Origin of the sequence: Mesorhizobium sp. L48C026A00, from assembly GCF_000502375.1 — a bacterium.
Taxonomy (GTDB): Bacteria; Pseudomonadota; Alphaproteobacteria; order Rhizobiales; family Rhizobiaceae; genus Mesorhizobium; species Mesorhizobium muleiense.
Genome location: NZ_AYWU01000022.1, coordinates 107,772 through 130,318, shown reverse-complemented (window position 1 = coordinate 130,318; position 22,547 = coordinate 107,772). Strand labels below are relative to the sequence as shown.

At 60.9% G+C, this 22,547-nt stretch carries 20 protein-coding genes and 3 pseudogenes; 6 read left to right on the top strand and 17 right to left on the bottom strand.

Annotated features, from left to right (window positions below):
* Nucleotides 1-219: 219 nt before the first annotated feature.
* From X738_RS70845 to X738_RS70770, 16 genes are all read right to left on the bottom strand, one after another.
* Nucleotides 220-2,115 (bottom strand): ABC transporter ATP-binding protein, encoded by a 1,896-nt coding sequence (locus X738_RS70845; RefSeq protein ID WP_023802033.1) that lies wholly within the window; start codon nucleotides 2,113-2,115, stop codon nucleotides 220-222.
* The gene (locus X738_RS70840; RefSeq protein WP_023802032.1) at nucleotides 2,115-3,983 is read right to left on the bottom strand and encodes an ABC transporter ATP-binding protein; all 1,869 of its coding nucleotides are present in this window, start codon (nucleotides 3,981-3,983) and stop codon (nucleotides 2,115-2,117) included. The genes X738_RS70845 and X738_RS70840 overlap by 1 nt, the downstream gene beginning before the upstream one ends.
* A 54-nt stretch (nucleotides 3,984-4,037) precedes the next feature.
* Complete coding sequence (locus X738_RS70835; RefSeq protein WP_051407922.1) at nucleotides 4,038-4,961, bottom strand: SIR2 family NAD-dependent protein deacylase; 924 nt, start codon at nucleotides 4,959-4,961, stop codon at nucleotides 4,038-4,040.
* Between the two features lie 38 nt (nucleotides 4,962-4,999).
* Nucleotides 5,000-5,212 carry a putative nitrogen fixation protein NifT gene (gene nifT, locus X738_RS70830; RefSeq protein ID WP_023802030.1) on the bottom strand — a complete coding sequence of 71 codons (213 nt, stop codon included), beginning with the start codon at nucleotides 5,210-5,212 and terminating at the stop codon, nucleotides 5,000-5,002.
* Nucleotides 5,209-5,529 (bottom strand): nitrogen fixation protein NifZ, encoded by a 321-nt coding sequence (locus X738_RS0143160; RefSeq protein ID WP_031256099.1) that lies wholly within the window; start codon nucleotides 5,527-5,529, stop codon nucleotides 5,209-5,211. Before X738_RS0143160 ends, nifT begins: the two co-directional genes overlap by 4 nt.
* Before the next feature lie 98 nt (nucleotides 5,530-5,627).
* Nucleotides 5,628-5,822 (bottom strand): 4Fe-4S dicluster domain-containing protein, encoded by a 195-nt coding sequence (locus tag X738_RS70825; RefSeq protein ID WP_023802028.1) that lies wholly within the window; start codon nucleotides 5,820-5,822, stop codon nucleotides 5,628-5,630.
* Nucleotides 5,823-5,853: 31 nt separating this feature from the next.
* The gene (gene nifB, locus X738_RS70820; RefSeq protein WP_023802027.1) at nucleotides 5,854-7,332 is read right to left on the bottom strand and encodes a nitrogenase cofactor biosynthesis protein NifB; all 1,479 of its coding nucleotides are present in this window, start codon (nucleotides 7,330-7,332) and stop codon (nucleotides 5,854-5,856) included.
* Nucleotides 7,333-7,570: 238 nt separating this feature from the next.
* The gene (gene nifA, locus X738_RS70815; RefSeq protein ID WP_031256098.1) at nucleotides 7,571-9,334 is read right to left on the bottom strand and encodes a nif-specific transcriptional activator NifA; all 1,764 of its coding nucleotides are present in this window, start codon (nucleotides 9,332-9,334) and stop codon (nucleotides 7,571-7,573) included.
* Between the two features lie 176 nt (nucleotides 9,335-9,510).
* Nucleotides 9,511-9,810, bottom strand: a complete 300-nt coding sequence (locus X738_RS70810; protein ID WP_023678245.1) for a ferredoxin family protein — start codon at nucleotides 9,808-9,810, stop codon at nucleotides 9,511-9,513.
* Between the two features lie 11 nt (nucleotides 9,811-9,821).
* Nucleotides 9,822-11,129 (bottom strand): FAD-binding protein, encoded by a 1,308-nt coding sequence (locus tag X738_RS70805; RefSeq protein WP_023802025.1) that lies wholly within the window; start codon nucleotides 11,127-11,129, stop codon nucleotides 9,822-9,824.
* Between the two features lie 9 nt (nucleotides 11,130-11,138).
* Nucleotides 11,139-12,248, bottom strand: coding sequence for an electron transfer flavoprotein subunit alpha/FixB family protein (locus tag X738_RS70800; RefSeq protein ID WP_031256094.1), 1,110 nt, complete (start codon nucleotides 12,246-12,248; stop codon nucleotides 11,139-11,141).
* A gap of 16 nt (nucleotides 12,249-12,264) precedes the next feature.
* Nucleotides 12,265-13,116, bottom strand: coding sequence for an electron transfer flavoprotein subunit beta/FixA family protein (locus tag X738_RS70795; protein WP_023802023.1), 852 nt, complete (start codon nucleotides 13,114-13,116; stop codon nucleotides 12,265-12,267).
* A 176-nt stretch (nucleotides 13,117-13,292) separates the two neighbouring features.
* Nucleotides 13,293-13,673 carry a nitrogenase stabilizing/protective protein NifW gene (nifW, locus tag X738_RS70790; protein WP_023802022.1) on the bottom strand — a complete coding sequence of 127 codons (381 nt, stop codon included), beginning with the start codon at nucleotides 13,671-13,673 and terminating at the stop codon, nucleotides 13,293-13,295.
* Nucleotides 13,657-14,871 (bottom strand): homocitrate synthase, encoded by a 1,215-nt coding sequence (nifV, locus tag X738_RS70785; RefSeq protein WP_023802021.1) that lies wholly within the window; start codon nucleotides 14,869-14,871, stop codon nucleotides 13,657-13,659. Before nifV ends, nifW begins: the two co-directional genes overlap by 17 nt.
* A complete protein-coding gene (gene nifS / locus X738_RS70780; protein ID WP_280811027.1) occupies nucleotides 14,868-16,265 on the bottom strand; it encodes a cysteine desulfurase NifS in 1,398 nt (465 codons plus the stop codon). The genes nifV and nifS overlap by 4 nt, the downstream gene beginning before the upstream one ends.
* Nucleotides 16,266-16,546: 281 nt before the next feature.
* Nucleotides 16,547-16,867, bottom strand: a complete 321-nt coding sequence (locus X738_RS70770; RefSeq protein WP_023802018.1) for a HesB/IscA family protein — start codon at nucleotides 16,865-16,867, stop codon at nucleotides 16,547-16,549.
* A 518-nt stretch (nucleotides 16,868-17,385) separates the two neighbouring features.
* On the opposite strand from X738_RS70770, the gene X738_RS81825 reads away from it, so the two are divergent.
* Entirely contained in the window at nucleotides 17,386-17,562 is a 177-nt protein-coding gene (locus tag X738_RS81825) for a hemin uptake protein HemP (RefSeq protein ID WP_245277779.1), read from the top strand.
* 33 nt (nucleotides 17,563-17,595) lie between these two features.
* Nucleotides 17,596-18,663 (top strand): hemin-degrading factor, encoded by a 1,068-nt coding sequence (locus X738_RS70765; protein ID WP_023802016.1) that lies wholly within the window; start codon nucleotides 17,596-17,598, stop codon nucleotides 18,661-18,663.
* 91 nt (nucleotides 18,664-18,754) lie between these two features.
* Here X738_RS70765 and X738_RS70760 read toward each other — a convergent pair.
* Nucleotides 18,755-19,095: pseudogene (locus tag X738_RS70760) on the bottom strand (hypothetical protein).
* Nucleotides 19,096-19,532: 437 nt separating this feature from the next.
* On the opposite strand from X738_RS70760, the gene X738_RS70755 reads away from it, so the two are divergent.
* From X738_RS70755 to X738_RS85210, 4 genes and pseudogenes are all read left to right on the top strand, one after another.
* Nucleotides 19,533-20,750, top strand: a complete 1,218-nt coding sequence (locus X738_RS70755; RefSeq protein ID WP_031256090.1) for a cytochrome P450 — start codon at nucleotides 19,533-19,535, stop codon at nucleotides 20,748-20,750.
* A gap of 40 nt (nucleotides 20,751-20,790) precedes the next feature.
* Nucleotides 20,791-21,023: pseudogene (locus X738_RS70750) on the top strand (ferredoxin); the annotation flags it as partial.
* Between the two features lie 319 nt (nucleotides 21,024-21,342).
* Nucleotides 21,343-21,954 (top strand): nitrogen fixation protein NifQ, encoded by a 612-nt coding sequence (locus X738_RS70740; RefSeq protein WP_031256088.1) that lies wholly within the window; start codon nucleotides 21,343-21,345, stop codon nucleotides 21,952-21,954.
* A gap of 260 nt (nucleotides 21,955-22,214) precedes the next feature.
* Nucleotides 22,215-22,322: pseudogene (locus X738_RS85210) on the top strand (ABC transporter permease); the annotation flags it as partial.
* Nucleotides 22,323-22,547 lie beyond the last annotated feature (225 nt).

Below are 22,547 nucleotides of genomic sequence, written 5' to 3'. Positions count from 1 at the left end.
GAGCGGCTTTGCTACGCCGAGCGACACCACCTGGAGCGAGCTCGCACGATGTCGCGGGGTGCACCGCGGTCGGACAACGACGCTGGAGGAAATCGTTCGCAGCCGGTCTTCACGATCTGCGCGAGTGCTTTTCATGAATGCTGCCTGCTTCCTCGTCTGCGGCGGCCTGAGTGTCCGGCACGCCCGAGTCAATGCCATTACCACAAGGCCGCCAAGACGTCAGGTCTGGGAGCCGGCTTGTACGGTCGTATCGTGTTCGGGAATATCGTCGAAGGAGGCGTAGTTGAGATTGTAGAGTTTGGAATACAGGCCCCCCATGGCTATTAGCTGATCGTGGTTGCCAGTCGCAATAACTTGGCCATTCTGAAGCACGATGATGCGGTCGGCACCCCGGATCGTGGCAAGACGGTGGGCGATGACGAGGCCAGTGCGCCCTTCAAGCAGCTTTATCAGAGCCTTCTGAATTTGCATTTCCGTGTAGCTGTCGATGTTGGCGGTAGCTTCGTCGAGCACGAGGATCTTGGCGTCAGCGACGAGGGCGCGAGCGAAACTGATGAGCTGGCGCTGGCCGAGAGATAAGTTGTCGCCGCGTTCGCCAAGTTGGGTCTCATACCCGTCGGCGAGGCTCATGATGAAGTCGTGCGCACCGACCGCCTTGGCGGCCTCGATCACCTTGTCGCGCGTGGCTTCCGTCTTGTGGTATCGAATGTTCTCGAAGACCGTCCCGGTGAACAGGAATGGCTCCTGCAGCACCATGGCGACTTGGCGGCCGAGCGATTCCTGGGTGAGATCGCGCACATCATGTCCGCCGACCAGCACTTGGCCCTGCTGAACATCATAGAAGCGGTGGACCAGGGCCATCGCGCTCGATTTGCCAGAACCGCTCGGCCCGACCAGTGCGACCGTCTCGCCGGGATTGACCCGGAAGGAGACATTTTTCAGCACCGGACACTTGGGATTGTAGCCGAAGCTGACGTCCCTGAACTCGACCGAGCCGTCCATTTCGGGCGAAAGCACCTCGGCATTGGGTTTGTCCTGAACATCGATCCTGACGTCGAGCACATCGGTCAGGCGCTTGCCTGAGGCCATGGCGCGCTGCATGATCGAATATTGCAGGGTCAGTGAGCGGATCGGGTCAAAGAAGCGCTGGATGTAAAATAGGTATGCTACCAATACGCCCACATCTATGCGGCCATTCATGACCATCGAGCCGCCGACCACAATAACGGCGGCCATGGCGAGGCCGGTGAGGCCATCGACGATAGGCACCATGACCTGTGCATATTTGGCAGCGATCAGCTGGGTCCTGAGGTTGGCATGGGCCTTGTCGTCAAAAAGAATGAAATTCACCTGCTGGCGGTCCATGGACTGGACGGTGCGCACGCCGTGAATGGCTTCGGCCAGCGCGCCGTTGACGACGGAATTAGTCTCGTGTGCAGCCATGAAGGCGTCGCGGGCACGCGGCAGCCAGACAATGCGGACGATCAGCAGGACCGGCAGAACCGAGAGGGTCAGGAGGCCGAGGCGGAAGTCGAGCCACAGCATTACCAAAACGATGCCGAAGAGAAGCGCAACATCGCCTATGGAATATACCGAGGTTTCGAGGAATTCCTGTATGGAGTTGACGTCGCCTTGCAGGCGCGACATCAGGCGCCCGACCTCGGTCTTGTCCATGAAGGAGAGCGAAACGTTCTGCAGATGGCCAAACATGGCGCGGCGGATGTCGAACAGGACAGTTTCGGCCATTTTCCCAATCACGGTTTCCTGCATGTAGCCGGCAGCGAAATTGACCAAAATCGCCAAAACGAACGCGCCGACGGCCGCAAGCTGGGCTGAGCGATCGGTCCTTGCCGGGTTCATGCCGTGGTCGATCGCGTAGCGGATGATCAACGGGATGAGAAGCTGCGTCCCGGTGAAGATCAGCATTGCGGCAATCGTGATGACTACCCTCGCCCGATAGGGACGGACGAAGGCCCAGATGCGCCGGAGGATGCTCTTGTCGAAAGCCCGGCCGAACATCTCCTCCTCGATACGGTGCGAGCCGACAACCGCGCGCGGAGGGCGTCTGCCGTCGTCACGTTCGGCTTCGAGTTCGCCGGCGCGGCCCTGGGCCATCAGCGGGCGCCCCCATACTGGGTCATAATGTCATCACCCGGGCGCGTCTGGAGATCGTAAAGGACCCTGTAGCGTCCCCGCTTCGCCAAAAGCTCTTGATGCGTGCCGCGTTCTACAATTTCGCCGTTATCGACAAAAAGGATCTGATCGGCATGCATAAGCGCACTCAGCCGGTGAGCGATGATGATCGTCACCCGATCCTTGGCGAAGCGCCGCATCGCCGCGCGGATGCGCTGCTCGGTGCCGGCATCGATCGCGGCCGTTGAGTCGTCGAAAACGACGACGGAGGGGCGCAGCATCATGGTGCGAGCAATCGTGAGACGCTGGCGCTGGCCGCCAGAGAGAGAGACGCCGCGTTCGCCCACGACCGTCTCGTAGCCTGCTGGGAGCCCGAGGATGTAGTTGTGGAGCTGGGCGAATTCGCCAGCGCGTTCGATCCGCTGTCTCTTCGCCCAGGGATCGCCATAAGCGATGTTGTTCTCGATCGTGGTGGTGAATAGGAATGCATCCTGCTGTACAACGGCGACCGCCTTGCGAAGGGTCGCGAGGGTGACATTGCGTATGTCTTGGCCGTCCAGCGTGATGGCGCCACCGGTCACGTCGTAAAAGCGGGGGACCAGATGAGCCATCGTCGATTTGCCCGAACCCGGCGGACCGACGATCGCTATCGTCTCGCCTCTACGGGCCTCAAAGCTGAGGTTCTTCAGAATGGCGCGGTTTTCGGCGCTGGGGTACGCAAACGAGACATTGTGGAAGCGCAGAGTGCCGTCGCTTATCTCGAGCGGTCTGGCCTCGAGAGCATCCCTGATTGTGATCTCCTGGTCGAGGAGACCGAAAAGCCGCGAACCGCAGCTAGAAGCTCGGGCAAAGGCATTGACCATGAGACCGATCTGGCGGACTGGCATTTGCAGGATTGTCATGAAGGTCAGGAAGGTCGCCACCGTTCCGACACTGATCTCGCCAGCGACGAGCTTGCTGCCACCGATCCAGAGCACCAATCCCATTGCGAAAAAGAAGGACAAGGTCATCGCCGACGTGCTGGGCACGTAGATGTCAACGCGGTCGTTGGCGAGGTCGAGCGCGTTCTTGGAAGCGCCGTCGAACTTCAGCATCTCATAGGCTTGAGCCGCAAAAGCGCGGACCACGCGGATGCCTGCGAGATTTTCCTCCATCACGCGGCTTAGCACCGAAAGCCGCTCATGCAGGTCGAGCCAGGTGGCGCGCAGCCTAAGCTGTGTGGCCGATGAGCGCCAGGCGACGAAGGGCACGAAGCTCAGCGCGACCAGGCCGAGCATGGGATCGGTCGAGATCATCATGTAGGCGCCGATCCCGATCAGCATCGTGAGCAGCAGCACGCGAACGAGCGCGGTGGAAAAATACATCCGCACGCCTTCGAGATCGAGCATGCCGATGGTGATCAGATCGCCTGAATGGACCCGGTCGTGAAAGGAAAAGCTGAGACGCTGGATCTTCTCGTAGTAGGCGAGCCGCAGTTCGTACGCGACATGATGCCCGACGGCTTCGGCAAAATAGTTCTGCGCCATCGTGAAAAGGCCGCGTAGCGCGCTGACGGCGAGCAGCAGGAGAGCCGGGGTCCAGAGCGCTTGTCCTGCCGCGGTCCCCGCGACACCGCCCCCGATGGCTGTCTGGGTCTGGTCGACAGCCCGGCCGAGAAGCTGGGGAATGAGCAACTGGAGGATTGCCGCCAGGATCGTCGAGCCCATAGCGAAGGCGACCTGCCAGGGATGCCGCAAATTCATACGCGTGATGCGCAACAGCGTACTCAAATCCCGGCCCCAGCGCGCCGCTTCCACATGGGTCAACGAATTCAGAGCGTTCGTTGCGCTGCCGATAGCATCACTGCTCAAGGGTGTATTCCCGACTGAATTTTGTGCCTTCGAGGCAAGCCGAAGGACCCATCATCAAAGGGGCCCGCCATTGTTAATCCTGTCCACACCTGCAGCAGTGCCCGTTCCTATAAGCCGAGCCGCGGCTTCACTTACTGGCATGTCGATCACCGTGATTCCGCTTGCCGCAAGGAAACGCGCCTCGTTTCTGGTCAGCGTTTCCGCGTCCATTACCGCGCAATGTGGACCTCGGGAGCGCTTCATGATCTGCCTGGCGTAGATGCGCAGCATCTGATCGTTGAAGCGGCAGCCAACGAAGAAAAATCCACGGGTGATGCGCCGCTCCTTCACCACGTCTGGGATCGGTGTCTGGATATCGATTTCGGTCAGGACTTCGACATAGTCGGAATCTGCGACGAGAAAGTTTTGCGCCGGCCTAATACTCCCGTGAGGTGTATAGAGAACCGTCTTTGCCCCCGATCCGGGGTCGAGTTCCCTCCCGAACAAATCGTAGGTTTTCGTCCAAATGTCCTGGATTTCGTTCGCCCGCGTTACGCCCTGTATCTCGGCGACGTCCGTTCGGCCGGTCTCTACGAGAGCCGTGCGCATCGCGCCGTCGTACCAGCTGTCGATGATGAGGGAGAGCGGCAGCCTTGCGAGCCAGGTATGGAGGAGGGTCGGCGCCACCGGCGCTGCGAATATGTCGGTCATCCAAGCTTGAAGCGTCCGGCGATGCCGGCGCTGTTCGATGAACTGCGCAACCGACCACATATTGGTGCGGATCCTGGAAGGGGCTGGCGCCCGCGCATTGAGTGCCGCGGCAACGACCTCGGGCGTATGCGGCACAGCCGGTTCCGCACAGTTGAACCCAAGAAGACCCGGACCGAGATAGGGGATCACCTCATCGGCGGCGAGCGCTTCCTTCGCCAGGTCAAGCAGCTTTTCGGCAAAACTGTCCCGCACGATGACGAGGTGGCCCGATGTCAGGATCGTGTTCATGCTCGTTTCCTCGCGACGCACCTTATCAAGGGGCAGCATCAGTCCTCTTCGGAAACCTTCCTTGCCTCGACGGTGATCGGCAGACGCGTATCCCGTGGAAGATCGGGTAGGAGGAGCCGCCACCCGTTCCTGAGCGTCACAGTTCCGCCCCACAACTCTTCCTTCTCGAGCTTGACGATCGGCTCTTCGAGGTCCTTCTTGGGGACATACGCCGACAAGCCAGCATCGGTCCTGCGGATCATGACTTTCATCTGGCCGTCCCTTCATTGGTATTGCTTTCAGCACTGCAGGGCGCCTCGGCTTTGTCGAGGCTCATCAGTTCACGCGCTCGCATGCCGACGACGGTGCCACGGTCGATCCATTCGACCGCATAGATGAAGAACTGCTGGAGAAAGGTGCCAATGTCGCGCACATATCCCTCGTCGCCCTTCCTCACGAGATTTTCGCCGATCTCCCTGCCAGGATAGGTGCCGTCATTCTTTATGTGGCGAGTGGCACGTACCCGCTCTCCCGGCATGAATCGTGGAGGCCTGCGGATTTCGACCTCCTCTTCGCGTCCGAGCGACATGTCCGTTCCCTGATTTCTCTTGAGGCTGCAGATTGTGAACAAGGCGTTCCAGGCGTACTGCGGAGGCAGCCCCGACCATGTCGGCAGCCCAATGTCCGTCACGCAGCAACGCAGGTCTTCGGCACCGGGCATACCGAGGCACATTGCTGCGCATCGAAGACCCCCTCGCACTCGGTGCACTTCTGCGGCTCGATCACGTAGCTCTCGCCTTTGAACTTGATCGCGCCGGAAGGACATTCGAATTCGCAGGCGCCGCATTGGGTGCATTGGGATGCGATGATCTTGAAAGCCATTTTAACTCCTGGTCCGAATGGATGAGACAGCTCAGGCCGTCGCCGCGAGTGCGGGGGTCCCACACGCGGCAGCGTAAATCGCGCTGATTGCGGTCTCGATATAGTCATGGGCATAAGCGTCGGTGGCTCGGATTCCAGCGTCCGCGAGCTGATCCTCGGGGCAATTTCCGATCTTGGCGCACAGCACGATATCTATGCCTCCAAGCGCTGCGATGGCGCCATCGAGGGCGGCTTCTGCGCCCCAGCCGCCGAGGCAATACTGCTCCACCTTGCGATGCCCGACAAAGCTGATCCCTCTCGGCGAGGCTTGATAAACCTGGAATTCTTTCGCATGGCCGAAATGTTCATTGACGCGGCCGCCGCCCTTGGTTGCCACCGCGAAGAGAAGGGACTTGCCGGGGCTCGCTGCCTTGACCAATTCGATCGCTTCTCTCCTAGCCGCCACGTGATCACGGCGCTCCTCCACGACCAGCTCCCGATAGGCCTTGCGATTGCTGGCATCGTAGGTGACCTCGGCGGGAATCCGGTCGACTGTGAATTCCTGGCCACGATCCTCTCCGAGCAGGCCGACGGCATCTGCCCGGCACTGCCGGCAGTGGCGCATCAACTGGGCGCCGCCTTCGACACGATCCTGAAGAGCCTTCATCTCCATTGCATTTGGGCCGCGTTGCCCGCTCAGTCCGTAGTGCGTGCCGTGCGCTGGGTCCGAAATCAACGGCATGACGTTGTGCAGGAACGCGCCTCGCTCCTTGACCCATCTATTCACCTCGATCAGATGCTCATCGTTCACGCCGGGGATCATCACCGAATTGATTTTGGTGAGGATGCCGCGCGCGGTCAGCATCTCCAGACCCAACATCTGCCGCTCGTGCAGGATCCGGGCGGCTTCGATGCCGACGTAGCGGCGATGGTCGTAAAAGATCCAAGGATAGATCTTTGCACCGACCTCAGGGTCGACCATGTTGATGGTGATCGTCACGTGATCGACATTCATGTCGGCAAGCTCATCGACATGGTCCGGCAGCGCGAGCCCATTCGTGGAGATGCAAAACTTGATGTCTGGGATTTCCCTCGCGACTCGTTCGAACGTTGCCTTCGTCTTCTTCCAGTCGTAACAGGCATCGCCCGGTCCGGCGATACCGAGCACGGAAAGCTGCGGCACCTGGTTGGCGACCGCGATCACCTTGCTCAGCGCCTGGTCGGGCGTCAGCTTTTCGGAGACCACCCCAGGCCGGCTTTCGTTGGCGCAGTCATATTTGCGATTGCAGTAGTTGCACTGGATATTGCAGCCGGGCGCGACCGCGACGTGCATGCGCGCGAAATAGTGATGCGCCTCTTCTGAAAAGCAGGGGTGATCCTTGATCTTCTCCCAGATAGCCGCATCCGTGTCGTCCGGCTTTATCGACGAGCCGCAGGACGAAGACGCGCAGCCACCGGCTTTCACGGTGGCAAGCAACTGGTCACCGAATGTCGTGCTGAGGCTCTCAAGCGAAATTGCCGGTGCGGACATCGAACGGCTCCGTTGCTGGGTGAATGTCGCAGTTCAAACCGCAAGAGCTATGCCAGCTCAAAAAGCGGTTTTGGTTCACGAATTGGCTTTCGTGTCGGATTCCGTCGGATTGCTCCGACACACCTTTGTCGCGCTTCCAACAGTGGACAAGCAAATCGGGTCGCGAAGGCTACCAGCCTTGGGCGCGCAGAGTGTGAGGGAGACTACTCCGGGCTTACGTTTGACGTCATCACGAGGTCTAGAATTTCTTCACCTCGATACCATGCCGGCGCAGGGCGTAGCCGATTTGCCGCGGCGTGAGGCCGAGGATACGAGCCGCCCTGGCCTGAACCCAACCGGCCTTGTCCATCGCGTCGATCAGCCGGTCGCGTTCCGTCAGACGCGGGGGACAAGCGGGATCGTTCGGATCGCCGGCCGTAACGGGAGATACCTTGCCTGCGGAGGCACCGATGCGACTGGCCGGCAGCCGCAATCCGACCGGCACTGCGTTGACCCGTGCGAGATCGTCGATGGCATTGCCGCCATTCGAGCGGTAGGCTCGCTTCCAGAGGAGCCAGGAAAGGCACTGGCTCTTCTTACAGGCGAAATCGGATTGAGTGATCGTCCTTGAACGCGCAAGTGTGGCCGTCCTTTGGACGCAGTTCTCCAGCTCGCGGACGTTACCAGGGAAGTAGCATTGCGAGATCAGGTCAAGCGCCGACGGCGCGAAGGCGAGTGCGCGATCGTTCTCCTTGTTGAATCGGTTGAGGAAGGCGTTCGCAAGGCGTGGAATATCGCCGGGTCGCTCTCTGAGCGGAGGCAGGATAATTGGCACCACATTGATGCGGTAATAAAGGTCGGCCCTGAACTCCCCTTTTATGACGGCCGTCTCGAGGTCCTTGTTGGTGGCGCATATGAGGCGCACGTCGACCTGTAGCGTTTTGGTGCCGCCGACTCGCTCCAACTCGCCTTCCTGCAAGACACGCAACAGCTTGGCTTGAAAGGCCGGCGAAATCTCGCCGATTTCATCAAGTAGCAGCGTTCCCTCATTTGCCAATTCAAAACGACCGGCGCGCTGGGAGATAGCACCCGTGAAAGCGCCCTTTTCATGCCCAAACAGTTCTGATTCCAGAACGCTTTCAGACAGTGCGGCGCAGTTCAATTTGACGAAAGACTTCTTCCTCCGACGTGAGAGCTTATGGATGGCTTGCGCAAAAAATTCCTTGCCGGTGCCGCTTTCACCCCGCAGAAGCACGGTGGAATTTGTCCCTGCTACGACCGAGACGGTTTCGAGCACCTGCTTGAGTGCGGGGCTTTCCCCGATGATCCCGTCGATTTTGACATCCGCATGCCGGGCAGGGTCGTAGGTCCTCGCCTCGTTGGGCGATTTCTCCGGTCTGAATTGCTCATGGACAGACAGCTGACGATCTGTACGCAGGATGCGATGGAGACGGATGGTCCGGCCGACAAGGTTGGCGACCATCGTCAGGAAGTATGTGTCCTCGTCGTCGCGAAAGTCGGTGGCGCCGTCTCCGGCGCGGTCGATCGACAATGTCCCAAGGATCTTATGATCAGCCTTTAGCGGGATACCGATAAAGGCAATTGGGATGGTACCGCTGCTCGAAGACGTTTGAAGGTCAGCCTGAAATAGTTGGGACTTGCGGACGTCCGGTATGAAGAGCGGCGTCCCCGTAACGACGATTTGATCTGTTACGGCCTGTGGTATGACGCGGCGAGTGCCTGATTGAGGTGCGTGGGTATTGCCGGCAGTTGCGGCAATCTCCGGCTCTCCTTCAGCGTCCAGGACGACGATTGCTCCGTGACGTATCTGCAGAAACGAAGGCAGGATGTTCACGACATTGGCGAGCGTAATCTCCAGCTCGCTGGGGGCGGTCAGCACCTTCGATATCTCGTAGAGTCCCCTGAGCGCGATATCTGCTTGGGGCATGCTTTTGATGGGCGGTTCAGGGCGGGTATCCCGAGATCCTACCTCGTCGACCCGATCTTGCGGTACGTGAGCCATGGAAACACCTCAGGGGTTGTCGTCCAGAGTGCTCCTCCTTTTGTATCTGAAGTCTGAAAGCACAGTATTCACGAGCTTCTCTTCGTTGCGAGGCGATTCCAGCAAAGATAGACTTGGCGTTGGTCGCGACCTCAGCTGTACCAAGATTGACCCTCTTGATACGGTGCGTGCGTCGGTCATCCGAATTTGAAGAGGACCCCGAAGCCGCCGCGTGGATAGTTCCACTCGATCTCGCCACTGGTCTCACACAAAATCCGGCAGGTGCCGCACTCCATGCAGCCGTCGGCAGTGATCTCCACTTGACCTTTGTCGTTCAACTCATAGCATTTCGCCGGGCAGACGTGGGTCAGCGCGAGCAAGTTCGCGCTTGGCCTCTCGTGCGGTCGCACTTTGATATGCGGACGGCCGGAATCCACCAAGTAGCGGTTCTGGTAAAGCTTGTCCTCGACACGTGACTTCGTCACTGCGATCGTCATTTCGTCTCCCCTCAGCGCCACGCCAATGCAAGGCGGACCGCGTCGCTGACCAGCCCCCAGCGCGAGCGCGCCTTGATGAAGGCCGCCGTGGTCGCCTTTTCCTTTTCGATCTTCGGCGTGCCGTCGACACGCATGAAGCTCTGCGCGGCTTGCGACATCAACCGCGGATAAGTCGTGAAGTAATTGCAGGAGTTTGTGTGGAGCAAGGCCGGCATGTCTTTGTATTTCCTTAGGTCCTTGACCACGAAGGACTTGTCCAGCATGGCTTTGTAAAGGGCGAGATTCCGTTTGGTCATAGGACCGTTGCGGCTCTTGACCTCGACGATTGCCTCAGCCGCGATGCGGCCGGAGGTCATGGCGAGGTTCGAACCCTCGCGGTGAATGGCGTTGTTCAGTTGCGCGGCATCGCCGACCACGACCCAACCGTCACCAAAGAGCTGCGGAATAGCCTTGTAGCCGCCTTCGGGAATCAGATGCGCGGAATATTCTTTCACTTCCGAGCCGGCGATCAGCGGCCGGATCGAAGGATGGCTTTTTAAGGCGTCGAGGAGGACGTAAGGGCTCTCGACCATCGCGGCGAAATCGGAGACGAGGCAGCCAATGCCCAGTGAGATCGACTCCTTGTTGGTGTAGAGGAAGCCGAGCCCGGCCATGCTGCGGGAGGTCGTGCCCACCGCCTCGATCACGCAGCCTTCATCGCCCTTGAGGCCGAACCGCTGCTCAATGACCTCTTCGGGCAGGAAATGCATTTCCTTGACGGCGAGCGCCACGGTTTGCGGCTTCGGCATCTCGCGCAGGCCGGCCCGCGTGCCAAGCAGTCCGCAGACACCTTCTGCGAGAACGACCACGTCCGCGTAGATGGCTCCGCCGGCCCGGTCTGTGCGGACGCCGACCACCCTGTCCTTGGCGTCACGGATGAGTTCCGTCACGGTCGTCTCGCACAGAACCGTCGCGCCGGCCTCGCGCACCTTACGCGAAAACCATTTATCGAACTGGGCACGGATGATGGTGTAGCGGTTGGGCTTGGCCTCATTGAAATCGTCCGACCGATAGTGAATCCCGGTATGGGACGTGTCGTCCATCACCCAAAGCCGCTGTTCAACCAAATGCCGCTCGAGAGGCGCATCCTCCCGGAAATCCGGGATGATCTTCTCCAGCATGTTCGCGTACATGATGGCACCCTGGACATTCTTGGAGCCCGGATATTCACCCCGCTCCAACTGCAGCACCTTCAGGCCGTGGCTGGCCATGGTGTAAGCAGCTGCGTTTCCGGACATGCCGGCCCCAATAACAATGGCGTCGAATTTTTCCTCGGTCATGTCTATCCCTTAGCTCGCAAGCTTATCGCGACTGTGGGGCGACAGCCGCCGGGTGAAGGCGTCCGTCAGTGCGGGCAGGAAGCGGATCGCGTCGGTGACGATCCCGAGATGAGCGAAATCGAAAATCGGCGCGTTCGGGTCGGTGTTGATGGCCACGATGAGATCCGCCCCCTCGACGCCAACCCGGTGCTGGATGGCGCCGGAAATCCCAGCCGCTATGTAAAGCTTCGGCCGGATGGTCTTGCCAGTTTGGCCGATCTGCCGATCAGCCGACATCCAGCTCTTCTGGACCAACGGGCGCGAACAGCCATGCTCGGCACCAATTGCTCGCGCGAGATTCTTCACAAGCTGCAGGTTCTCCGCCGCGCCAAGACCGAGGCCTCCCGCAACCACGACGTCGGCATAGGCAAGATTTGCCTTTGCCGACTGACTATCCGGCAGGAAGCCCAGCACTTTGGTAACGATCTCGTCCTCGACTACCGACAGCTTGTGCCGGATGACACGCCCGACCGGATTATCCGCCCGCTGCGGCATGGGCATAACCCTCGGTCGCACTGTCGCCATCTGCGGCCGGAAATTGAGCGTATAGATCGTGCACAACAAGGAACCGCCGAAAGTCGGACGGGTGGCGGCGAGCGAACCGTCGGTATCCACATCGAGTTCGGTGCAGTCGGCCGTGAGCCCTGTCTGCAAGGTCGTCGCCACGGAGCCGGCAAGATCCCTGCCAAGTGTGGTGGCACCGAGAAGAAGGATCTCGGGTTTGTGGGTGCCGACCAGATCCGTCATCGCCTTGGTGAATGGTTCGTTCCGATAGTCGGCGAGCAGCGGCTCCTCGACGATGTAGATAAGGTCGGCACCATAAGCGAAGGCTTCGGCAACGGCGTTCCCGATGGCCTCTCCCGGCGGTCCGAGCACGACGCCCGCAAGCTGGACCTGAAGCTTGTCTGCTAACTTGCGGCCTTCGCCGAGCAGTTCGAATGATACGGGATGGACCTGGCCGCGTTCGAGCTCGATGAAGACCCAGACGTGGCGGTAGTCCTTGAAATGCGCGGGCAGCTCCTTCTTTATGCCGGCACGGCCGGCGGCAGGGCGAGGGGTTTCTCGGTTCGCGGTCGACATCGTCTGCTCCTTGCCGTCACGCGCCGCCGTTGAAGGCGAGCTCATGTTCCAGCGCCGGCTGGCGGGTGAAGATTGCGGTGATGAGTTCGTCAGCGACATCGCGCAAGGCCATCTCGGCGGTGTCGATTTTTGCCGCCTTTTCCGCCCGCGCAGGAGGCGCGAAAACGCGCTTGACGACCGTCGGTGAACCGCGCAGGCCGCATTTGGTGAGATCCTCAATGCCGGCGTCGGCCGCACTCCATTTCAAGACCTGGCTGCGCGCGGCGCACAGGGCGTCATGGATCGAGCCCCGGCGGATCTCGTTTGTGGCTTCCAGCATGGTGATGAGGCAAGGGAGCCTGCTCTTCAGCATCTGTGTGCCGCCTTCGGAGCGGCGCTCGACCTTGATCTCGCGCGCAGCAATATCAATGGAGGCGATCTTCGCGACATAGGTCAGCTGCAGGAGTTCAAGGCGCTTGGCGATGCCGGGCCCGACCTGGGCGGTGTCGCCATCGATCGTCTGCTTGCCGGTGAAGACGAGGTCTGGCGTGCCGAACGTCTCGCCAACTTTCGCGATTGCCTGGGAAAGGGCGAAGGAGGTCGCCAGCGTGTCGGAGCCGGCAAAATAGCGGTCGGTCAAGAGCACCGCTCGGTCGGCGCCGTAACCGAGCGCCTTGCGCAGCGCGTCCTCTGCCATGGGCGGACCCATAGTGAGCACGGTGACTTCGCCACCATAGGCGTCGCGCAGTCTGAGGGCTTCTTCGAGGGCGAACAGGTCGTAAGGGTTGATGATGGTCGGAACACCCTGGCGCATGATCGTGTTCGTCACCGGATGGACCCGTATCTGTGCCGAGTCCGGCACCTGCTTGATACAGATTACGATGTGCATTGGCGGTTTCTCTAGGCTCCTGTCCGGATGCGGGCTTGGCGGTTATCTCCTTGGTTTGCATCATTCGTGCCAACTGTTTTGCGTGCCCCTCTGCGGTTGGTTGCTTCTGAGGGCGCCGTGGTGATGACCGGATTTGTCGGCTTCTCGACATTGTCGCGTCGCAACCCGTGTCGCGGTCATTCCTGTCCGAACCGCTTCAGTACGGAGTCGAACGGGACAAAGGTGCGGCCCGGCGTGGCAGGTTTGTTCGGATCGTGGTCTTTGAGCACCTTGAAGACCCGCTGCGTGAGCGGCGAGGAAATCGCGAAGTCCTCGTAAGCGCGTTCGAGCGTCGCGCGCACCCGCGCGGCAATCACCTGGTCGGGCAGACCGGAGAAATCTTCTTCGGCAAGGTATTGGCCCACGCGCTTCATGATATGGAGCCGCGAGACATTCAGCACCTTCGGGTCATAGGAGACGCCAAGGACTGCGAAGAACTCCTCCGCAGCCGACAGGCGCTTCAGTCGTGCGAGGATGTCGGTGATATCGATGGGGCGGCTGTCAGCGGAACAATTCATTGCATTCTCCCTGGTCGGAAAACTGTGGTGTCGGTGCGCTCGCTGACCTGGACCCGCACAGCTCCGCGAGGGATGCCTCGCTGCACATTCCATCGTAGAGCTCGACCAGTTGAGTTGCAGTGACGGTCGATTTGGTCTCGGCCGCCTCGCGCCGGACGCGGGCCACCATCGCGGCTGCCAGATCCGGGTCGAGATCGCGACCGCTTTCGCTCAGCACATGGGCAATCGCAGCGGCGCCGGAATGCTTGCCGATGACGATACGCTGGCAGCGGCCCACGAGAGCCGGATCGAGCCCCTGATGGGTACGCGAGTCCTTCAGCAGCCCTGCGACGTGAATGCCGGATTCGTGCGTGAAAACATCGGCGCCGACGACCGGCTTAATGGCCGCGGTCTGCCGGCGGGAGGCCCAAGCCACCTGGGCGGCGAGGTCGGGCAATGCGGTCAGCTCGATGCCGGTATTCGCGCCGTCGAGGACCGCCATCGCGGCGGCCACCTCTTCCAGCGCGGCATTGCCCGCACGCTCGCCGAGCCCCAGGACGGTGACGGAGGCATGGCGCGTGCCTGCGCGGATCGCGGCCAGCGTGTTGGCGGCAGCAAGTCCGAGATCGTTGTGCGCATGAAATTCAAGGTCGATTGGAGACTGCGCCACGAGCTGGGCGACAAGTTCGAAGGTCGAAAACGGGTCGAGAACACCGACTGTGTCGGCTAGCCTGACGCGGCTTGCGCCGGCGCGTGCAGCCGTCTCGATGACGCGGGCGAGATGATCCCGATTGGCCCGCGAGGCATCCTCGCAGCCCACCGCGACGAAGAAGCCGGCGGCGGCGGCGCGCCTGACCATATGATCGATGACCTGGAGCGCTCCCGCCTTATCGAGGCCGAGCTTGGCGGCAAGTTGGACGTCCGACGCAGGCAGCGATAGATTGACGGCGTAGACGCCGCTCTCGATCGCTGCATCGAGATCCAGCGACGTCATCCGGCACCAGGCCATGAGCCGAACCGGGAGACGCCGCGCGACCACGGCGCGAATTGTTTCGATCTCGTCGGCGCCCATGACCGGCGTGCCGATCTCGATCTCTGTGACGCCGGCCGCCGCAAGAGACTCGGCGATCTCCAGCTTTTCCGTCGTGGTAAAAGCGACGCCGGGCGCCTGCTCGCCATCGCGCAAGGTCGTATCGTTGAGAAAGACATGACGGGTCATGAACGGCACCCTGTTCTGCTGCCGCTCAGGCATGTACCGGATTGAACGCCTTCGGCACTTTGCCTCCCCGGCCCAGAACTGGGAAAGTCACGCAACTTCTCCACGATTCCCGGCATGACCTCGAGCACCCGGTCGACGTCCTCTTCGCCGTTGTCCCGCGCCAAGGAGAAGCGGACTGCCGCGTGTGGCGTTTTCATCGCGCTCAGGACATGGCTCGGGTCCAGAGAGCCGGAGGTGCAGGCCGAGCCGGAGGAACACGCGATGCCCATGCGGCTGAGGAGAAGTGGAATTCCATCACTTTCGACATGTTCGAAGGAGATGTTTGCGGTGTTGGGCAACCGTTGCAGGGGATCACCAGTGACACAGGTGCTTGGAATGCGCTGGAGAATCCCGTCCTCCAGGCGATCGCGGAGCGACTTTACCCGTGTGGTCTCGTCGTCCATGAATTTCAAGGCGAGTTCGGCCGCCGTGCCGAGCCCGACTATGCCGGGCGTATTCTCGGTGCCCGCACGCCGGTTGTGTTCTTGGTGGCCCCCCTTGATCAGCGAGTGGAAGTTGACGCCACGTTTTACGAAAAGCGCGCCGATCCCTTTCGGCCCGTGCAGCTTGTGGCCGGAGAGCGACAGCATGTCGATTGCGGTCGACTTCAGGTCCATCGGAAGCTTGCCGACCGCCTGCACAGCATCGGTATGGAAAAGGGCCCCCACTTCCTTGGCCAACTCGGCAAGCCTGGCCACGGGGAAGATCACACCAGTCTCGTTGTTCGCCCACATTATCGAGACGATTGCCACCTGTGGGGTGAGGGCGGCCATATAGGCGTCGAGGTCGAGCCGGCCACGGCAATCCACCGGGATCCTGTGCACCTTGACGCGGCGGGTCTTCTCAAGATGCGCGCAGAGCGTCAGCACGGCGGGATGCTCGACCGCGGAAGTCACGATCTCGGTTCGGTTGGGCGCCGCCTCGAGCGCCGAAAGAAGCGCTGCATTGTCGCTTTCTGTCCCACCCGAGGTGAAGGTGATCTCATCGTCGAACTCCGCGCCGATCAGCGCTTGCAACTGCCTCCGCGCCTTTCTCACCGCCGCGCTGACTGAGGCGCCAAGAGCGTGCGCCGACGAAGGGTTGCCGAATTTATCCGTAAAGAACGGCAACATCGCTTGCACGACCTCAGGATCGACCCGTGTGGTTGCGTTGTTGTCGAGGTAGACAGGCTTCATAGGTGCGATCCTCAGTTTACCGGAATGACGCGAGCGCGAGACCGCCCCATTGAGCCTCTGGCGCATGCCGTTGATGATGATGGGCCCGAACTGGCAGCCGGCGCAGACGCCCGACAGTTTGACGTAGACCCGATCGGCCTCGACATGGACAAGTTCGCAGTCGCCGCCGCCAGCCCGCAGGTAAGGACGCCAGAACGCGACAACGTTATCGATAAGCCGAATTTGACGCAGCGGCGCGATTTGACCGCCAGCAGCTCGGGTGCCACCAGGAACCGAACTGTTTCGTGAGGCGACGTTCTTTGCATCCTACCGGAAGCGAATGGCGGTCCCGAGATCGGCTTCGACCTTGCCTTGTTCTTGAGGACGGGGACATCTGTTGGGCCGGCCATATAAGCCTCCTCTGCCGCAAATGAGTCGTCGGCGGCAATCACTTCATGGACCCGCACAAGCGCTTCCGGCGATCAACCGCAGGACTTGCCGCAGCCGCACTTCTCGCGCGCGTTGGGGTTATCGAAGACAAAGCCGGAAGATTCGAGCCCGGTGAGGAAGTCGACGGTCATGCCGGCGACATGGGGTTGGGAGCCCGCGTCCACGAACAGCTTGATCCCATCTGTCTCGGTGATCGCGTCGCCCTCGCGCGACACGCTCTCCAGGCCCATTAAGTATTTGAAGCCGGCGCAGCCGCCCGCCTGGACCATGATGCGAAAGCCTTCCGCCGGCTCGCTGGCGCGGGAAAGAGCAGTCTTGATGGCGGCAACAGCGTTGTCGGTGAGCGTAATCATGGCTCCATTCTCCTCAGTCCGGGACCTGCTTGCGCATCGCGCTGCATGCACCGTGCCAAAGCGAAAAAACGTTTCAACACAGCGCGGCATCTCTGACACTGCCGTGGTTCTTGTGAGTCCATTGCTGCGAAGGTGTCGGCCAACCGACACGTACTGTCGGGTTTGTCGGGTCCGCCACGGGGGATGTGGGGCCTGAGTTCTTGGCTGAACTCACATTAAACCAATGACCATTACAGAAGACTTCTTCTGAGCTTGCTTCGGCGCAATTGGCACGGTTTTTGAAGCTCCATCTGGCGAGGCGGCAAGAGACTGCCGATCCACAATCATGTCGTGGGTGCCCTCGCGATCGATGGGGCGAAGCAAGGGAGCAACATGTCAGGACTGGGTCAGATACGCTTTGTTTGGCAAAGCAGCGCCGCCCGTGGCATCCGAATGCCCGATTGGCCGATTGCGACAACACCCACAATCGCTCACCACCGCCCAGTGGCCGCCGACCGGCTCGATGGGATTCCATCGGCATGTGCCTGTCGTGTCACTCGGGTCTCGCCGCTCAGACAGCACCGCCCGGGTTCGGGCGGGTGTCCGACGACGTGCGCACGCTGGCCAGCGACACTCTGTTCCTGGTCGAGCACCAGATCGGGATCGAGGATTACGGCGCGCCCTATCGGCTGAAGATCCCCCGGCAGGGCAGCTGATCCTCAACACGTAGGTGGAAGCAGGGGTAAGACATGGACCAGCGCGAGAAACCGTCGCCGGACGAAATCCGGCGGGCGTGCGAAGACAATCCGAAAATCCGGGAGCATGATCTCGCCGCTCGATTGGGCATTTCGGAAGCCGAATTGGTCGCGGCGCATTGTGGTCACGGCGCGGTGCGCATCGAGCCGCGCGTCGATGATCTGCTGACCGGCCTCGAAGCGGTCGGCGAGGTCATGGCGCTCACCCGCAACGAAAGTGCCGTGCACCAAAAGATCGGCGTCTACGACAAAGTGGTCACCGGCAACCAGCATGCCATGGTGCTCGGCGACGACATCGACCTGCGCATCTTCCCGAAAGCGTGGGCGTATGGCTTCGCCGTCGAGAAGCGCGAGGGAGCCGAGATCCGCCGCAGCCTGCAATTCTTTGATGCCACCGGCGAGGCGATGCACAAAGTACATCTCAGGCCCGCCTCGAACCTGCACGCCTATCAGAATCTGGCGGCAGAACTCGTATCCTCCGACCAGGAGCCGATCATATCGGTCGAGGCGAACGGGGCGCGCGATAACGCAGTGAGTCCAGACCAAGCCGCCACGGTCGACGACCTACGCGAGCAATGGAGCCGGCTGAGCGACGTGCATCAGTTCTACCATATGTTGAAGACACTGAAGCTCAGCCGCTGCCAGGCGATGCGTATGGCCGACGAGGATTACGCCTGGCTGCTCGACAATGATGCCGTTGGCGCCCTGTTCCAACAGGCGGCCGAAGACGAGATGCCGATCATGTGCTTTGTCGGCAACCGTGGTTGCATCCAGATCCATTCCGGCCCGATCAAGTCGGTCAAGCAGATCGGGCCGCGGATCAATGTGCTCGACGAGACCTTCCATCTGCATCTTAGGACCCATCACATCCGCGAGGTCTGGGCCGTGCGCAAGCCGACGAGGGACGGTCACGTCACGTCCATTGAAGCCTATGGCGCCGACGGCAAGATGATCATCCAGTTCTTCGGCACGCGCAAGGAAGGCGAACGCGAGCGCAGCGACTGGCGGTTTCTGGCCGAGAACCTGCCACGCATTCCCGGTCCGACCGACAGGGATGTGTAGAGTGCCGGCAGGCCCTCGGATTGAACCGGCCGCCATAGGACTCGGCACCACGTTGCGACAGCGGCTGCGAGGTCGTAGCGCATACGGACGGTCAGGTGTGCACGCCGGAATTGACCGCATCGATACAGTCAAGCTCGTCGCCGGGCGGACCGCTGCGCACGAGTGCATCGCCGGCTCACCGCAAATCCTTGCAGCGGCTGCGAGCGATACAACGCATACGCCATCAGCGCCGAACCGAAGCGCGGCTCGACCTTGTTGATAATTTCGATCATCGCGCGCAAGCGCCGCTGAGTCTTGTCGGACCGCACCCGATCCTTGCGCTGGATCGCGTCGTTGCTCAATCCGGGCCGTGCGAGCGATCTTCTCGCTCGTCGACCGGAAGGCAGTGCAGCAGCAGCCAGGCCGAACAGCCCGATGTCGCGGACTCGACAAAACCGACCGTGGATGTCGGTTGTCGGACGTTGTCCTAAGAATGATGGACAGGTGATCATCAACTTAGCGGCGGCGGGCCCAGTGCAGGCTGGCATCGCTTGGTGCAGCGCCATGGGTACGCCTATCCGGCACGCGACTTGCTTCGACAATTTGATCAGCAGGGCATCAGCAGTGCGTCACGGAGCTCAGCGGTGATTGACCAGCCTCTCTACCCTAACGGGGATAAGCGGCGGCTTTGCTTCATGACCGCAGCGCGGCGGAGATGCCCCTTCTGATTGACTTCGCAACCGATCTCATCCGCGCTGGTGCAGGTGGGCTGTATCGGGCGACAGAATGTAGAAGGGGCCCGACAAGAGACGTACCCATGCTGGAAATCGACTTTATGAACAGCGGTGCAATCTCAATCGAGCCATGAACGCCAATGTAGAGAAAGCAAAATGGCAACCAAACCCGTTCCAGATCATGTGCCGCCCGAAATGGTGAGGGACTTCAGCCTATTTACGTCACCAGGGATGTCACCGACGCCCAACGGGGATCCACACGCAGCTGTCGCTTGCGCCCATGACGGGCCTCCGATCTTTTATTCCCGCTACAACACGCAAGATGGCCGGGGTACCTGGGTCATCACCCGTGCCGCGGACCAGCGCAAGGTGCTGCAGGACGCTGAGACTTTTTCCAGCCATCGCAGCATCTTCTCCTCCATACTAGGTGAAACCTGGCCGACGATCCCGCTTGAGCTCGATCCACCGGCCCACGGCGTCTTTCGCTCACTGCTCACTCCGCTGCTTTCGCCAAAGCGGGTGAGGGTGTTGGAGCCGGCTGTCCGCGAGCAAGCGATCATGCTGATCGATAGGATTGTCGCATCGGGCACAAGCTGCGACGCGATGAAGGATTTTGCCTTTCCTTTCGCGGTGAGCACGTTTCTTCGCTTTCTGGGGTTGCCGGATGATCGACTCGATACATTTGTCGGCTGGGGGAAAGATCTGCTCCACGGCGACGATGTGGAACGACCTGTGGCTGCCCGGACGATCGTGGCATTCATCGACGAACTTGCAGCCATGCGCCGCGAGGAGGCGGTTGACGATTTCATGACCTTTATCGTGCAGGCACAGGTCGAGGGCCGCCCGCTGACGGACACCCAAGTCCGCGGCATCGGCGTGCTTGTCTTCGTCGCTGGGCTCGATACGGTGGCAGCAGCTATAGGCTTTGACTTGGCGTACCTCGCGCGCAACCTCAAAGATCAGCAATTGCTGCGGAGCGAACCGCACCGCATCCTGCTCGCAACCGAAGAATTGCTGCGGGCCTATCCGCCCATTCAGTTGATCCGCGTGGCTACGAAAGATATCGACTTCGAAGGCGCGCCGATCCGGAAGGGGGACTATGTTTCCTGCGCCACGATGATTGCCAATCGTGACCCGGCGGAATTCGAATGCCCCAACACGATCGATTTGGAGCGGGAGGACAACCGCCACGCAGCGTTTGGCTATGGTCCCCACCGTTGCCTTGGCTCACACCTTGCCCGGCGGGAGATTGTCATTGGCCTGGAGGAGTGGCTGGCGCGCATCCCGGCTTTCAGGATCAAGCAGGGTACGGCACCCATAACCTCTGGCGGCCATGTGTTCGGGATCGAAAATTTGATCCTGGACTGGTCCTAGGCCCGCCCCGAGCCGGGGCACAGACAATGGAGACAGCTCCATGCGCATCATCGTCCAAAATGCCAAATGCCAGGGTCACGCGCGATGCGCGGCGCAAGCGCCGGACATCTTCAAGCTTGATGACGAGGGTTACATCCTGCCTGGTGACATTGAAGTTGCGGAAGGGGAGGAGCTGCCTGCATCGCGGGGCGCGCGATCCTGTCCTGAACGTGCGCTGGAACTCACCCGCTGACGCTTTTGAATCAGACGTCATTCAACCGTGAGTCTGGCGGGCTTGAATGGGGTCGACCATATGGCCGCATTGGAAAGGACAGCACGCGACCTCTGTCCCGCACGGTCCACGTCCAACTCCGCGGGGGCTATCCCGGCGCCGAGGTGCGCCCCATGAGGCGCAAACGGCACGGCGGGCGTTCGCGAAACACCTCTTCCAATCACAGAATTTGCGACAGAGCCGATGGACCAGACGAAAATTACCGACCTACTCGATCGTGAGGCGATCCGCGACTGCCTCTACCCGAAGAACTGCCCGACCCATGTTGCGGCCGGCCGGGTCGCTGCATGACTTGATAGGACAAACCAGGAGAACGGCACCATATTTGCCCAACACTATGCCCGGCTCAGCGCCGGCCAATGGCCGCAGATCGAGCTGGAGAGGAGGTTCGACCAGCATGTTCTTGCCTGTGTGCTTTCACGTGCGCTCGAGGAGATCGAGGCCGGCGAGGCGACGGCGACGGAGGCAACCGGCCTTGCGCGCGCCGAGCTCCGCGATGTCCTGGCCCGCTGTTTCCCTGCTTTTCCTATCAACGCGTTTGCCTTGGAAGAGGTGAGCGAGCCCGAGCCGGATCTGGAGGAAGAACTTCTGCTCGGACTGCTGCTGGCGCATGCCCGGCCGGGCGACCCGGCAAGCGCCCGCTTCGCCAAGATCATCGCCCGGCGTGCCATGCGCAATGACCATCTCTGGCAGGACCTTGGCCTTTTTAGTCGAAGCGACCTCGGCCGCCTGCTCGCCGAGCATTTTCCGACGCTGGCGGCCGGCAACACCCAAAACATGAAATGGAAGAAATACTTTTACCGCAAGCTCTGCGAGGCCGAAGGTTTTTCGCTGTGCAGCGCGCCCAGTTGCCGGGAATGCAATGATTTCGAAAGCTGCTTCGGCCCGGAGGAAGGCGAAAGCCGCCTCACACGGATAATCGCCTCGGATTGAGAACCGCTTTCGTCTGTCGTACAGCCGCAGCGCTCGCGCCGCGCCATATGTCTCTTGTCGAATGTCGACTGACGCCTTCGGGGATTGAATGCTGTGCCTGCTGTCCGATTACTCGCCATGCTCGGCGGGCGCCGTCATGATGGCGGTGCAGGATGCGACCCGCACCATCGCCGCCGAGCAACTGGTGTTCTCCGGGCCGTTGTTGCTCGCCTGCCTGGCGGTTGCGGCGCCTGGGCGGCCGCGGTTCACCGCCGTCATTGTTCGCGCTGGTGCACAGTTTCGCCTCGATCACCCATTGGGGCGGCCAGATTGTCTCCGGCGTCGCCATCAATTTCGTTGCTGCCGGCTCCGCCATCATTCTCGGCCAGGTTCCGGCAGGGCGCGCGCTGGGGTTCCTGGAAGCTTTTCGAACTTTCTGGATCCCGCCTCAACCCGAATTGCGTGTGCTTGTTGGACAAATTAGGTCACCAGATTCGGATTTAGGATAGATTCAGGAGGCTTCGGATTTCTAACGCTCGCGACCTCGCCGGTCGTTCACGTCAGCACGAAAGAGTTTAACTCTATGTGTCGTATTGGCAGCTATGCGCCTCATT

Excerpts from the sequence above, each read along its gene's own strand:
- X738_RS0143160 (WP_031256099.1), bottom strand. The coding sequence starts at position 5,529 with ATGTCGCTCGGACGCGAAGAGGAGGTCGAAATCCGCAGGCCTCCACGA.
- nifT (WP_023802030.1), bottom strand. The coding sequence starts at position 5,212 with ATGAAAGTCATGATCCGCAGGACCGATGCTGGCTTGTCGGCGTATGTC.
- nifB (WP_023802027.1), bottom strand. The coding sequence starts at position 7,332 with ATGTCCGCACCGGCAATTTCGCTTGAGAGCCTCAGCACGACATTCGGT.
- X738_RS70825 (WP_023802028.1), bottom strand. The coding sequence starts at position 5,822 with ATGGCTTTCAAGATCATCGCATCCCAATGCACCCAATGCGGCGCCTGC.
- nifV (WP_023802021.1), bottom strand. The coding sequence starts at position 14,871 with ATGACCCGTCATGTCTTTCTCAACGATACGACCTTGCGCGATGGCGAG.
- X738_RS70770 (WP_023802018.1), bottom strand. The coding sequence starts at position 16,867 with ATGATTACGCTCACCGACAACGCTGTTGCCGCCATCAAGACTGCTCTT.
- X738_RS70845 (WP_023802033.1), bottom strand. The coding sequence starts at position 2,115 with ATGGCCCAGGGCCGCGCCGGCGAACTCGAAGCCGAACGTGACGACGGC.
- X738_RS70810 (WP_023678245.1), bottom strand. The coding sequence starts at position 9,810 with ATGACGATCGCAGTGACGAAGTCACGTGTCGAGGACAAGCTTTACCAG.
- nifW (WP_023802022.1), bottom strand. The coding sequence starts at position 13,673 with ATGAATTGTTCCGCTGACAGCCGCCCCATCGATATCACCGACATCCTC.
- X738_RS70805 (WP_023802025.1), bottom strand. The coding sequence starts at position 11,129 with ATGACCGAGGAAAAATTCGACGCCATTGTTATTGGGGCCGGCATGTCC.
- X738_RS70795 (WP_023802023.1), bottom strand. The coding sequence starts at position 13,116 with ATGCACATCGTAATCTGTATCAAGCAGGTGCCGGACTCGGCACAGATA.
- X738_RS70800 (WP_031256094.1), bottom strand. The coding sequence starts at position 12,248 with ATGTCGACCGCGAACCGAGAAACCCCTCGCCCTGCCGCCGGCCGTGCC.
- nifA (WP_031256098.1), bottom strand. The coding sequence starts at position 9,334 with ATGGCTCACGTACCGCAAGATCGGGTCGACGAGGTAGGATCTCGGGAT.
- X738_RS70835 (WP_051407922.1), bottom strand. The coding sequence starts at position 4,961 with ATGAACACGATCCTGACATCGGGCCACCTCGTCATCGTGCGGGACAGT.
- X738_RS70765 (WP_023802016.1), top strand. The coding sequence starts at position 17,596 with ATGGACCAGCGCGAGAAACCGTCGCCGGACGAAATCCGGCGGGCGTGC.
- X738_RS81825 (WP_245277779.1), top strand. The coding sequence starts at position 17,386 with ATGTGCCTGTCGTGTCACTCGGGTCTCGCCGCTCAGACAGCACCGCCC.
- X738_RS70755 (WP_031256090.1), top strand. The coding sequence starts at position 19,533 with ATGGCAACCAAACCCGTTCCAGATCATGTGCCGCCCGAAATGGTGAGG.